This is a genomic window from Nitrosospira sp. Nsp18, from assembly GCF_900103145.1.
Lineage (GTDB): Bacteria > Pseudomonadota > Gammaproteobacteria > Burkholderiales > Nitrosomonadaceae > Nitrosospira.
The window spans coordinates 38,621-50,540 of the sequence record NZ_FMWY01000025.1; the positions used below are offsets into that span (position 1 = coordinate 38,621).

Annotated in this window: 10 protein-coding genes; 5 read left to right on the forward strand and 5 right to left on the reverse strand. The window is 52.8% G+C overall.

Annotated features, from left to right (window positions below; genetic code table 11):
- Positions 1-11: 11 nt before the first annotated feature.
- Together pyk and fba are read left to right on the forward strand one after the other, a co-directional pair.
- On the forward strand, positions 12-1,466 hold the full coding sequence (gene pyk, locus BLS94_RS11150; protein ID WP_090960994.1) for a pyruvate kinase: 1,455 nt from the start codon (positions 12-14) through the stop codon (positions 1,464-1,466).
- A 93-nt stretch (positions 1,467-1,559) separates the two neighbouring features.
- A complete protein-coding gene (fba, locus tag BLS94_RS11155) occupies positions 1,560-2,624 on the forward strand; it encodes a class II fructose-bisphosphate aldolase (protein WP_072768477.1) in 1,065 nt (354 codons plus the stop codon).
- 209 nt (positions 2,625-2,833) lie between these two features.
- Here fba and BLS94_RS11160 read toward each other — a convergent pair whose 3' ends face one another.
- The 5 genes from BLS94_RS11160 to BLS94_RS11180 all read right to left on the reverse strand — a co-directional run bounded on the left by BLS94_RS11160 (position 2,834) and on the right by BLS94_RS11180 (position 9,246).
- Positions 2,834-4,402, reverse strand: a complete 1,569-nt coding sequence (locus tag BLS94_RS11160; protein ID WP_090960997.1) for a CYTH and CHAD domain-containing protein — start codon at positions 4,400-4,402, stop codon at positions 2,834-2,836.
- A 34-nt stretch (positions 4,403-4,436) separates the two neighbouring features.
- Positions 4,437-6,518 (reverse strand): polyphosphate kinase 1, encoded by a 2,082-nt coding sequence (gene ppk1, locus BLS94_RS11165; protein ID WP_090961001.1) that lies wholly within the window; start codon positions 6,516-6,518, stop codon positions 4,437-4,439.
- 80 nt (positions 6,519-6,598) lie between these two features.
- Positions 6,599-6,871 (reverse strand): oxidative damage protection protein, encoded by a 273-nt coding sequence (locus tag BLS94_RS11170; protein WP_072768474.1) that lies wholly within the window; start codon positions 6,869-6,871, stop codon positions 6,599-6,601.
- A 130-nt stretch (positions 6,872-7,001) separates the two neighbouring features.
- Complete coding sequence (argA, locus tag BLS94_RS11175) at positions 7,002-8,342, reverse strand: amino-acid N-acetyltransferase (RefSeq protein WP_072768473.1); 1,341 nt, start codon at positions 8,340-8,342, stop codon at positions 7,002-7,004.
- 136 nt (positions 8,343-8,478) lie between these two features.
- Positions 8,479-9,246: a 16S rRNA (uracil(1498)-N(3))-methyltransferase gene (locus BLS94_RS11180; protein ID WP_072768472.1), complete on the reverse strand. Its 768-nt coding sequence runs from the start codon at positions 9,244-9,246 to the stop codon at positions 8,479-8,481.
- 216 nt (positions 9,247-9,462) lie between these two features.
- Here BLS94_RS11180 and BLS94_RS11185 point away from each other — a divergent pair, with 216 nt between their 5' ends.
- The 3 genes from BLS94_RS11185 to BLS94_RS11195 all read left to right on the forward strand — a co-directional run bounded on the left by BLS94_RS11185 (position 9,463) and on the right by BLS94_RS11195 (position 11,886).
- Positions 9,463-10,020 carry a thioredoxin family protein gene (locus tag BLS94_RS11185; protein ID WP_072768471.1) on the forward strand — a complete coding sequence of 186 codons (558 nt, stop codon included), beginning with the start codon at positions 9,463-9,465 and terminating at the stop codon, positions 10,018-10,020.
- 3 nt (positions 10,021-10,023) lie between these two features.
- Entirely contained in the window at positions 10,024-10,806 is a 783-nt protein-coding gene (locus BLS94_RS11190) for an inositol monophosphatase family protein (protein WP_090961005.1), read from the forward strand.
- Positions 10,807-11,358: 552 nt separating this feature from the next.
- Positions 11,359-11,886, forward strand: a complete 528-nt coding sequence (locus BLS94_RS11195; protein ID WP_256325400.1) for a tetratricopeptide repeat protein — start codon at positions 11,359-11,361, stop codon at positions 11,884-11,886.
- Positions 11,887-11,920: the final 34 nt, after the last annotated feature.

The following is an 11,920-nucleotide window of genomic DNA, read 5'->3' on the forward strand; positions in this document are numbered from 1 at the left end:
CCTATCTCAAAATGATTCGAAGAACAAAAATCGTAGCAACGCTGGGTCCGGCATCCAGAGACCCCAAGGTACTCGAGCGAATGATAAATGCCGGGGTGGATGTGGTGCGGATCAATTTTTCGCATGGCACAAGAGAGGAACATATAGAAAGCGCCGAATTGGCCCGCTCACTGGCACGTGCTGCGGGACATGCCGTTGGTGTTCTGGCGGACTTGCAGGGGCCGAAAATTCGTGTGGGTAGATTTGAAAAGGGCAATGTTCTGCTCAAAATCGGCGATAAATTCATACTTGATGCCGAATGTGAGCTGGGAAATCAGGAACGGGTGGGTCTGGATTACAAAGAACTGCCAAATGACGTGGAAACGGGCTCGACGCTTATCCTCGATGATGGCCGTATTGTGTTGGGTGTTACCGAGGTCAAGGGGAGCCGGGTGTACTGTGTGGTTGAACAGGGCGGAGTACTGTCCAATAACAAGGGTATCAACCGCAAGGGCGGCGGACTTAGCGCACCTGCCTTGACCGCGAAGGACGTGGAAGACATCAAGACCGCGGCAGCGCTTAAGGCGGACTACCTTGCCGTATCCTTCCCGCGCTCTGGTGATGATATGCGCTGGGCGCGAGACGTGATGCGGGATGCCGGCGGCAAAAGCCTGCTAATGGCAAAGATCGAGCGCTCTGAAGCGATTTTGGCATTGGATGATATTTTGGAAGCCTCCGATGCCATCATGGTTGCGCGGGGTGATCTTGCGGTAGAAGTGGGCGACGCAGTGGTGCCGGCTCTGCAGAAACGAATGATCCGCACGGCACGCGCCAACAACAAGCTCGTGGTGACCGCGACGCAGATGATGGAATCCATGATCAACAGTCCCATTCCAACCCGCGCGGAAGTGTCCGACGTCGCTAATGCGGTGCTGGATGGCACAGATGCGGTAATGCTCTCGGCGGAGTCCGCGGCGGGACAGTATCCCGTCGAATCGGTGGCAGCGATGGCTAGAGTCTGTCTCGAGGCAGAAAAAGAGTACCTGGTGAGCAGCGAACTCCGCCGCCTTCAGGGAGGCCTTCCGGAAACGATAGAGGAAGCGATTGCACGCGCGACCATGTTCACTGCGGGGGGGTTGAAAATTCGGGCCATTGCCGCGCTTACGCAGAGCGGTAGAACGGTATTGCTGATGTCGCGCAGAAGCTCCAACGTGCCTATCTTTGCGCTGAGCCCCCAAGAGGATACCCGTCGTAAAATGACGTTATTTCGTGGCGTTTATCCCGTTAAGTTCGGTGGCGGATCGAACGATCCCGAGATTATTCTGAATCATGCCGAAAACGAATTGCTCAAGCGCGGCGCCGTGCGCAACGGTGACCTGATTATCATGACTATCGGCGAGCCGGTAGGCAAAGCCGGTGGCACCAACACGATGAAGATCGTCAAGGTAGGAGAACACAAAAAGCATGAACGAATGCCGGGATCCTGAGCGCCAGGCGGGCAGGATATTTTCTGCCTTTCATTGCTGACAGCTCATCATTACGACACACGATAAACTGATTTTAACTTGGAGGAGGCTCAAATGGCACTCGTATCACTGCGTCAACTTTTGGATCATGCAGCGGAAAATGGCTATGGGCTGCCCGCTTTCAACGTAAACAACCTGGAGCAGATTCAGGCCATCATGCAGGCAGCCGACGAATGCGACAGCCCGGTAATCATGCAGGGTTCCGCCGGCGCGCGCAAATATGCGGGCGAAGCTTTTTTACGCCACCTTATCGCGGCAGCGGTGGAAGCCTATCCGCATATTCCTATCGTCATGCATCAGGATCATGGTGCGTCCCCGGCGGTATGCATTAATGCGATCCGCAGCGGCTTTTCCAGTGTCATGATGGATGGCTCGCTGGAGGCAGACGCAAAGACCCCCTCGTCCTATGAATACAACGTAGCGGTCACCGCCAAGGTGGTGGAGATGGCGCACGCGGTTGGCGTTTCCGTCGAGGGAGAGCTGGGATGCCTGGGCTCACTTGAATCGGGTATGGGAGAAGCAGAAGACGGTCATGGAGCGGAGGGTAAGCTATCTCATGATCAATTGCTTACCGATCCGGAGCAGGCTGCTGACTTTGTCAAGCAAACAGGAGTGGATGCCCTGGCGATTGCCATCGGGACTTCCCACGGCGCGTATAAATTTACCCGCAAGCCCACTGGCGACATTCTCGCCATCGAGCGCGTCAAGGAAATCCACCAGCGCATTCCCAATACGCATCTTGTCATGCACGGCTCCAGCTCCGTACCTCAGGAATGGCTTGACATCATCCGCGAATACGGCGGAGAGATGAAGGAAACCTATGGGGTACCGGTAGAGGAGATTCAGGAGGGCATCAAGCATGGGGTGCGCAAGATAAATATCGATACCGATATTCGCCTCGCCATGACCGGCGCAATCCGCCGTCATCTTGCCAAGAACAAAAGCGAATTCGACCCGCGGAAATTTCTCAAGGATGCCACCGGCGCGGCGAAAGATATTTGCAAGGCGCGTTTTGAAGCATTTGGTTGTGCCGGTCAGGCAAGCAAGATAAAGCCCGTCATGCTGGATAATATGGCCAATAAATATGCTAAAGGTGAGTTGAAAGCTGTTATCAAGTAACGCGGCAATATATTATCGATCCAGAAACACGCCCTCTTCTTTTGGGCGTGAAAGATGGAACCGATGGATAACAAGGCTATCAAGGCGGTCAGTATTGACCGCCTTTTTTGTTTGTCAGAAATGCAGGACCGCAAATGGACGAGTTCGCCGTCCGTTTCTATTTCTATTCTTTCGATATGGCTCAGGCGCCACCTGGACCCTGAGAACTCTTACCAGAACGAGTTACTTTTATCGAAATCCACCCATGCATTTGTCAATTCCAGCTTTTTCGTCAATGCCTTGCTTGCGACCCAGCCCCGAATAATACCGACTGCTTCATACTCACCTCGTTCATCGCCGGTGCCAGGCACTTCGCTCAGCAGTTGCTCAATAATTGCCGTGTCGTTCATTACGCCCAGAATATCTTGAAGCTTCGCTAAGGACTTAATGTAAGCTTTCACTTTTTTCGGGGGATAGAACCCAGCGAAAAATTCCCCTGCGTACCGTTGCTTCTTGGCGAGGATACGCACCTCATGCAATTCCGCCGGACTCAGTTTCGCCAGTTTTCTATTGTACTTCTTCAGTTGCCGGTGCCGATGCGCCAGCAATGTTCCGGCGAATTCTTTCACCGACCCGCCGAGTCCGCCAGAGCCACCAGGCCCATCAACCCCCGCCCGATTATCCAAACCCATCAGATCGGACGGAGTAACCCAGGAGTCCGCACTCAGCCATGCGCCCAGCTTCAGCATCAGCTCCGTATAATGCGCCGATTCTACCGCGTTGCGCGCCTCATCGTTGTGACGGCGGCGTATCTGCTCACATTTTTTCTGTAGCGGCAGGATGCCGGGGTGGTCGCAAAAATGCGGAAGAATATCGGCTAATGTCTCCGTCACGAATACATCCCAATCACGGGCTGGTCCAAATTGCCCGGCAAGCCACCTTAACTCTTGTGCCATCGGCGCAAACGCGGCCTTGGAAAACGCTTTGGAAAAAACGTTCAACGCCGAACGCAGTCTACGCAAAGCAACACGCATCTGGTGCAGAAATTCGATATCGCCACCGTGCAACATGCCGGCTTCGTTGCTGTGCAAATGCCCAAGGCAGTTCCAAGCGATTGCCTTGAACGCTTCATTTACACTCATTTCGGCAGCGAGCTGAACTGATGTCGCCTTAAGCGGTAGAGGCTTGATGCCGGCAAGCGCATAGCCACGCTCCGCCTTGCTCACATTTTCCAGTCTGAGGGGAATGGTATGCAGCAGATCCAGCGCAAGCTGAAACAACGGTAATGGACTGCCTGATTTCAATTCCAGTTCCATTTCGCAAAAAGGCATACTGGCGTCGCCGACGACGATCCTGCCCTGATCGAGGCAAAGCTCTGCTTCACCGCCACCGGATAAGCGCAATGTACGGACCCTACGTTTACACTCGGTGATAAACAACGGACGCATTTGCTCGCGCAGGTCGGCGTTATCGAATAACCTGATAAGAGAGGGATCAGAGATTTTGGTGAAATCAGGTTGTGGCTTCGGCACTGGAGTTTCCCACTCATATCGCTGATGCAATCCCGCTGCCACACTGCCTCCGCCCTTGATGCTCTGTACCCAGCGTCTACCGGAACGACGCAATCGGAATGCCACGTCATTACCTCTAAGATCGAAATTAGAAGTATCGTAATAAACGGTGTAAAGATTTTGCGTAACGGAAGGCGAAATACTCAGGGATTTCAATAACGGACTCCGCTGCACTCGGGCAACGCAGTTTGAGGGCAGGCGTAATTTCAGCTCGATTTCGTTAGTCATACTGTGGTTTTGCAGGTTTGCTCCATGGCGGATCTCAACCTGGCTTCGATGCCGCCAACTCCGCAAGCAGCATCTCTTGAGCACAAAGCCGCTTGCCTCTGCGGGTCATCTTGAGACGATAATTACCATCACCGTCCATGTCCCATGCCTGCCTGTTGTCCTTGAGATATATATTAAGGCCTTCGGCAAGCACCCGCTTTTTCAGTTTCGCGTCCAGAACCGGAAAGCATATCTCGATACGGCGAAAAAAATTCCGATCCATCCAGTCGCCGCTTGAAAGATAAATGGTCTGGGCGCCGCCGCTACGAAAATAGAAAATCCGGGTATGCTCGAGGAACCGTCCGATGACCGAGCGCACCCGGATGTTATCCGATAACCCCTTAATTCCAGGTCGTAGAGCGCAGACGCCACGCACGATAAGATCGATTTTCACCCCGGCACCGGAAGCGGCATACAGCGCCTTGATGATTTCCGGCTCGAGCAAGGCATTCATTTTGGCGATGATACGTGCAGGCTTCCCCGCTTTCGCATTCTGAATCTCGCTCTCGACGGCCGCCAGCATCTGGCTGTGGAAGCTAAACGGAGATTGCCACAGATGCCTTAATTTCCCTGCCTTGCCGAGGCCGGTCAACTGCGTGAATACTTCATTCACGTCCGCGCAGACGTCCTCATTGGAAGTAAATAATCCGAAATCGGTATAGAGCCGGGCAGTGCCGGCGTGGTAATTACCCGTACCCAAGTGTACGTAACGCCGCAGCTTGCCCTCCTCACGCCGAACAACCATTGCCATCTTGGCATGAGTTTTGTAGCCGACCACCCCATACACGACATGCGCGCCGACTTCCTCCAGCCGGCTGGCCCAGTTAATGTTGGCTTCCTCATCGAAACGCGCCAGCAACTCCACGGCTACCGTTACTTCCTTGCCGCTGCTGGCGGCAGCGATAAGCGCTGTCATGACTAACGAATCCGTTCCTGTACGGTATACGGTCTGTTTTATGGCCACAACGTCAGGATCAGCCGCAGCCTGCTGAATGAAATGAATTACCGGCTGAAATGATTGATACGGATGATGCAGAAGAATATCGTTCTTCCGGATCATCTGAAAAATATCCACGGCTTTTTTCTTTTGCAACGTTAGCGGCAGACCGGGAATGAACGGCGAGTATTTCAGGCCGGGACGCTCGATCTGATCGGGAACCAGCATCAACCGTACCAGATTCACTGGCCCTTCCACCTGATAAAAATCGTCTTGAGAAAGGCCAAGCTGGTCCAGCAAAAAATCCGACATGTGTTTTGGGCAATTGTCCGCCACTTCGAGCCGTACCGCGTTGCCGAAATGTCGCTGGGGCAACTCGCCCTGCAACGCGATGCGGAGGTTCTTGACTTCTTCCTCGTCCACAAACAGGTTGCTATTGCGAGTCGCGCGGAATTGATAGCAGCCGAGGACGCTCATACCGGAGAATAATTCCCCAACATGCGCATGCAAAATAGAGGACAGAAACACGAAGTTATACTCGCAGTTACTGAGCTCGGGCGGCAGCGGAATCACACGCGGCAGTACACGCGGCGCTTGCACGATAGCCGTTCCAGAGCCGCGCCCAAAGGCGTCTTTGCCTTCCAGTTCAACTGCGAAATTCAAGCTCTTGTTGAGCACGCGTGGAAACGGATGCGAGATATCAAGACCTATAGGGGTCAGAACCGGCATCATCTCACGAAAGAAATAAGCCTTGATCCAGTCGCGTTGAGCATCGTTCCACGTGGCGCGGCGCAGAAACCGGATGCCTTCGCTTGCAAGGCCCGGCAGAACATCCTGGTTCAATAACTGGTACTGTCGCGCCACGAGCGCATGTGCCTGCTCGCAAACGCGCTTGAATACCTGATGCGGTAACATCCCGTCCGGCCCGAAGCCGGGCGTGTCCAGCTTGATCTGCTCCTTTAGCCCGGCAATGCGCACCTCAAAAAATTCGTCCAAATTACTGCTGACTATGCACAGAAATTTCAAGCGTTCCAGAAGCGGCGTGTCCTTGTTTCCAGCCTGAGCAAGAACTCGCCGGTTAAACTCTATCAGGCCCAGTTCGCGGTTGAGAAATGGACTAACAGTTTGTGGATTTGTCATGAAAAAGCAGCTTCAGCCTGCGCAGGTTTGGCAGTAGTGGATAAATCGAATCTTTCACGCAAGACGTACTCCCGAATTTATTATTTCGTCGGCGGCACATAGCCCACAGGATGCTCGGCCCCTGCCCCAAAGAAATACGCCTCAAGTTGCTCAGCCAGATACTTGCGTGCCTTGATATCTGATAGATTCAAGCGATACTCATTGACCAGCATGGTTTGATGCCTGATCCATCCGGCCCAGGCCTCTTTCGATACGTTATCGAATATACGCTTCCCTAACTCCCCCGGATACGGTTGAAAATCCAATCCTTCCATTTCACGCCCAAGTTTGATGCATTTAACGAATTTTGCCATTTGAGCTCTTCTCCAGGTATGACAGCAGATAAATTTGTAAGCCGTTACATCAACCTTAACCGTACTTGCCCGTTAATCAAAGACAAGGTTCCGTGACAGTGAATTGACACAGCAGTCGATAAACTACCACTTATATATTTTTTACGAATACCTTGGAGCGGCGACGGTAGTTGTATAGACCCTGTTTTGCTTTGGGTAATTCATGGACATCAGTCTCTACGAAACCTCGCTCGACAAACCAGTGGGCAGTTCGGGTGGTGAGAACAAACAATTTTTTACTTCCCTGAGACCTCGCCTTGGCTTCAATACGCTTGAGCAACGCATCGCCACACCCCGCGCTACGATAATCCGGATGCACCGTGAGACAGGCAAGCTCGCCCGCCTTATCGTCGGGAAAAGGATAGAGCGCGGCGCAGCCGGCTATCATTCGATCGTGTTCGACCACTACGAAGCGGCCGATTTCCATCTCCAGCAATTCGCGGTTCCGTCGTACCAGTGTCCCATCAGCTTCCAGAGGCCCGATCAATTGAAGGATAGCGCCGACATCCTCTATCCTCGCATCCCGTAAATTTTGCAATGGGCCATCAGATATCATGCTTCCTATCCCGCCGTGCGTAAATAGCTCCTGTAATATTGCACCATCCACATGCCGACTGATGAGGTGAACGCGGGATACACCCCCTTCACAAGCCCGTACCGCAAACGGCAGATACAACCGGACATCGTCCGATAGCCTGGGAGGCCCGTCGGCAGCACGCGCCAGGAGCGCCTTGCACTCGGCCACAGTCAGTTCACGCGGCAGCAACGCCTCTGACGTATCAGGAGATTCTTTTTCTATGCTTTCGGCATCCATCAGAAAAATCAGTTTTTCTGCTTTGAGCGCAATCGCTGCTTCTGCCGCAACATTTTCCAGCGTTAGGTTAAAAATCTCGCCCGTAGGTGAATACCCCAATGGTGAAAGCAGCGTCAACTCCCCTTGTTCCAACCGCGAACGGATAGCCGCGGTATCCACCCTCCGCACCTCGCCGGTATGCATCAGATCAATACCTTCTATTACGCCGATCGGACGTGCGGTGACGAAATTTCCGCTGGCGACACGAATAGCGGCATTGGCCATAGGCGAATTGGGCAAGCCCATTGACAACAGCGCCTCAATTTCAACCCGGACCCGTCCTATTGATTCCTTTACGCACTGCAGCGCCGCGCCGTCGGTAACGCGCATCCCCCTGACATAGATCGTCTGCAGGTTATTTTCATTCAGCCGCGATTCGATCTGGGGGCGCGCACCATGGACCAGTACCAGGCGTACGCCCAGGCTTGCCAGCAAATTTAGGTCATGAACAAGTTCGACAAACTTGCCGTCAGCCACGACCTCGCCACCAAAGGCAACAACAAAGATTTTATGGCGGAAAGCATTAACGTAGGGCGCTACCGATCGGAACCAGCTTACAAAATCCGTGTCTAGCCTCATGTTGGAGATGCGCTGTTCATACTATGTAATAAAAAGAGGAAGCCAGCATTGCGCTAACCTTACGGTTCAATGCTCGAACAAAGCCTCAAAACCGAATGTGCATGTTGATGCGGATGCTACCATTGAATCCCGGAAATCAATAATCACCCCACAGTGCCTGTATTGCTGCAACTGCCGCTAATGCAGCGGTTTCGGTACGAAGTATGCGCGCGCCTAGCCGTAACGGAACAAATCCAGCCACCAAGGCCGCAGCCTCTTCCTCCGCGGCAAACCCCCCTTCGGGCCCGACCAGTAGCGTTAGAGGAGCGGCCACGGGAAATGCGGGAAGATCGCGCAAACCTTTTTTTGCCGCGGGCGAGAGAATAAAACATGAGCCAGGAGGATTATCGTCGCTTAAATTCTTGCGCTCACTAACTTGATTGTCCAGCCATTTGGATATCGATATCAACGGCATCATTGGCGGAACGCGGTTTCTACCGCACTGCTCACAAGCGGCAATAATAACTTGTTGCCAGTGCTTCATGCGTTTTTCCGCGCGCTCGTCTGATAGTTTCACCAGTCCCCGTTTTGCAGCCAGAGGCTGAATGCGTCTTACTCCCAACTCCACCCCCTTCTGGACAATCCAGTCCATTTTCTCGCTGGCGCACACTGTTTGCGCTAGCGTGATGTCGAGTCGCGACTCGCGCTCGATATCAAGGTACTTTTCGACCACAACCGCAACGCCGCTTTTATTGATAAGCTCAATAGTCGCCCAATATTCGCCGCCGTTGCCGTTGAATAAAATCAATTCATCCCCTTGCTGGAGCCTTAACACGCGGGAGGCATGATGCGCCGCAACCACCGACAGTTCGATGACCTGGCCTATGCTGATTCTTTCTGGTGAAAAAAAACGGGGGAATGTCATCGCTTAGCAGGAGTGAGCGGGAAGAAACCAATGATCAGGCCATGATAATATAATGGCGCATCAATAAACTTGTATTTCGCAGGAGGATATTGTTCGAAGATTTACCTTTTATATAAAACACGTTCGGCAGGCTAAATTACATTCAGTGCTGGTACCGTTGCTTTTGGACGTGCAGCGAGATCAAATTCATTTTGTTATTAATTCCGGAGAGAAAACATGGCGAGCCTGGAAACACCTGTTTGCGATTTCGGCTGGAAGGCCGCGGATTTCGACTTGCAGGGGGTGGACGGAAAACGGTACAACCTCGCATCCGTAAAAGGTGAAAGAGGATTGGTTGTGATGTTTATCTGCAACCATTGTCCTTATGTAAAAGCGATTCGAGATCGCCTTGTCCGGGATGCGGCGGAACTACGCCCACACGGTATAGGCGCTATTGCCATCATGTCGAACGATCCGGCCGACTACCCGGAGGACTCATTCGACAATATGGCACGGATAGCAAGGGAATGCGATTTTTCTTTTCCCTATGTTTGGGACGAAACCCAGGAAGTGGCAAAAGCGTACGGAGCGGTCTGCACACCCGACTTCTTCGGCTTGAATGACCGGCTCGAATTGCAGTACCGCGGCCGATTGGACGCATCCCGCAAGGAAGCCGCTCCTCTCGGTGTGCGACGCGAGCTCTTCGAAGGAATGCTCGAGGTTGCCCGAACCGGCAAGGGGCCACGCGAACAGATCCCCAGCATCGGGTGTTCGATCAAGTGGCGGACGGAATAACCGGTGCTCAGCGCGGTCATTGCTGCGATTAAAGCGGTCGCTCAGCAGGAAATACTGCCGCGCTATTTGAAGGTGGCACGGCAACGCAAAGCGGATGGCAGCCTGTTTACCGAAGCAGATCTCGTCACGCAGGAAACATTGTCGAAGGAATTACGAAAGATTTATCCGGGCCCCGTGGTTGGGGAAGAAATGGCGGAACGCGAACAGATTGATCGCTGGCAGGCGGGGGATGCCGGACTATGGTGCATGGATCCGATAGACGGCACTTCGAATTTTGTCAACGGACTGCCCTATTTCGCGGTTTCCGTGGCCCTGATGCGCCATGGCAGGAGCGTGCTCGGCGCGGTTTATAATCCTGTTTCAGACGAAATGTTCTATGCCGAACAAGGCAAAGGAGCCTACCTGAACGGTGAAAAACTGCCGATCAAGGAGCATGTCCCAGCTTTGCGCGGAGCGATGGCGAACGTTGATTTGAAGCGGCTTACACCCAAGCTCGCGGAAAGCGTCTGCTCCTTACGCCCTTTTTCTTCCTATCGGAATTACGGCGCCTGCTCGCTGGAATGGTGTTACACGGCTGCCGGCCGGTTCGACCTGTACCTGCATGGCGGCCAAAAACTGTGGGACTACGCAGCAGGCAGTCTTATTCTGCAAGAGGCAGGGGGACATATGTGCGGTCTTGATAAGGATGATTTCTGGGCTGAACCACTCTGGCAGCGCTCGGCCGTCGCTGCGCTTGACCCGGGCCTGTTCATCCAGTGGCGGGACTGGGTACGGGCGCATCGGTAGGTTGATCACAATATCTCAGTCTTTGGTTCGGTCGGTTGGGGCCGCCGGACTTTCGTTGAATTTGAGGCTACGAGATCTGCATCCCTTACCCAGTGGATTCAGCTCGAGTTTTCTGGGGGAAGTTAGCCTGCCCGTTCGGCGGTCAGCCACGCTTGACGGTATCGGCGGAGCAAATACAAAGAAGGCAGTTAGATATATTGATACGTTCTTCCTCCACACATGTCACAACATGTTGTAGCCGTAGCAAATCATGGATATAGTGGCACAACTCGATCTCTGCCACCTGCGTTCTGTGCTCCTGTAATCATTCGGGTGATCCGAGTATGGAGACGCCTTTATTTCAAGGGCTAATCTTTCTCGCACACCAGCCGTAATTGATTGAAATGAGGTAATTCATGCTGGCTCCCAACTCTGTTGGCTCGACGCCACTCTCAGAAACATTCATAGAAACATTCGTTGGATTCTTGATCTATTTATTGAAGACTTGTAGCGATCAGCTGCAGCAAGATCCGCGCCCAAGAGAAATGCTAATGCAGAGAAAGGAAATTTTATATGCGTGATGTAAGCAAAGTTACGGCAACGAAAAATCTATTGGCCCTCATGATCTCTTCGGCACTCATTGGTACCGGTGCAGCAGGCTGCGATAAATCAGAGAATGTCCAAACCCTGATTTCCGACGCCAGACAGTACCAGGAACAAGGAGACAACAAGGCTGCCATTATCCAGCTTAAGAACGCGTTGCAGAAAAATCCGGATGATCCGGAAGCGCGGTACCTACTGGGTACGGCCTACAACAAGACCGGGGACTTGCGATCGGCCGAGAAAGAGCTGCAAAAGGCTTTAAACCTGGGAATGAGCCCTGCAACGGTAATGCCCGAGTTGGGACAAACTTTGTTTAACCTGGATGAATTCCAGCAGGTGTTAGACAAGACGAGACAGCTTTCAGAAGACAAGCCTTCACCCGAAATTTTAGCATTGCGGGGAAACGCATCACTTGCGCTCGGTAAGGTTAACGATGCCACGCGTTGCGCCATAGAAAAAGGTTACCGAAACAGTTTTGCAGTTAACGTTGTGCCATAAGGAAAGGAATTCATTTTAGTGCATCGAAGATGAT

What these genes read in the sequence shown, in the direction of transcription:
- BLS94_RS11195 (WP_256325400.1), top strand. Translation starts at nt 11,359, where the DNA reads ATGCGTGATGTAAGCAAAGTTACGGCAACGAAAAATCTATTGGCCCTC.
- BLS94_RS11180 (WP_072768472.1), bottom strand. Translation starts at nt 9,246, where the DNA reads ATGACATTCCCCCGTTTTTTTTCACCAGAAAGAATCAGCATAGGCCAG.
- pyk (WP_090960994.1), top strand. Translation starts at nt 12, where the DNA reads ATGATTCGAAGAACAAAAATCGTAGCAACGCTGGGTCCGGCATCCAGA.
- ppk1 (WP_090961001.1), bottom strand. Translation starts at nt 6,518, where the DNA reads ATGACAAATCCACAAACTGTTAGTCCATTTCTCAACCGCGAACTGGGC.
- BLS94_RS11185 (WP_072768471.1), top strand. Translation starts at nt 9,463, where the DNA reads ATGGCGAGCCTGGAAACACCTGTTTGCGATTTCGGCTGGAAGGCCGCG.
- BLS94_RS11170 (WP_072768474.1), bottom strand. Translation starts at nt 6,871, where the DNA reads ATGGCAAAATTCGTTAAATGCATCAAACTTGGGCGTGAAATGGAAGGA.
- BLS94_RS11160 (WP_090960997.1), bottom strand. Translation starts at nt 4,402, where the DNA reads ATGACTAACGAAATCGAGCTGAAATTACGCCTGCCCTCAAACTGCGTT.
- fba (WP_072768477.1), top strand. Translation starts at nt 1,560, where the DNA reads ATGGCACTCGTATCACTGCGTCAACTTTTGGATCATGCAGCGGAAAAT.
- argA (WP_072768473.1), bottom strand. Translation starts at nt 8,342, where the DNA reads ATGAGGCTAGACACGGATTTTGTAAGCTGGTTCCGATCGGTAGCGCCC.